This is a genomic window from Streptococcus suis (assembly GCF_002960445.1).
Classification (GTDB): domain Bacteria; phylum Bacillota; class Bacilli; order Lactobacillales; family Streptococcaceae; genus Streptococcus; species Streptococcus hyiners.
In genome coordinates, this window is record NZ_POJD01000120.1 from 1 (window position 1) to 270 (window position 270).

At 43.7% G+C, this 270-nt stretch carries 1 pseudogene; it reads right to left on the reverse strand.

The window, feature by feature from the left end:
- A pseudogene (gene tuf / locus C1G53_RS03380) lies at positions 1-270 on the reverse strand (elongation factor Tu); the annotation flags it as partial.

Sequence of the window (270 nt, forward strand, 5' to 3'; positions counted from 1 at the left end):
CCAGTAACAACTGCTTTAGATTTTTCTTCTTGAAGACCAACGATTTCGATTTCGTCGTTGACACGAACAGTACCACGGTCGATACGTCCTGAAGCTACAGTACCACGACCAGTGATTGAGAATACGTCCTCGACTGGAAGCAACAATGGTTTGTCAGTGTCGCGTTCTGGTTCTGGAATGTACTCATCAACAGTGTTCATCAATTCCATAACGATGTCTTCGTACTTAGAGTCACCTTCAAGAGCTTTAAGAGCTGAACCTTGGATAACT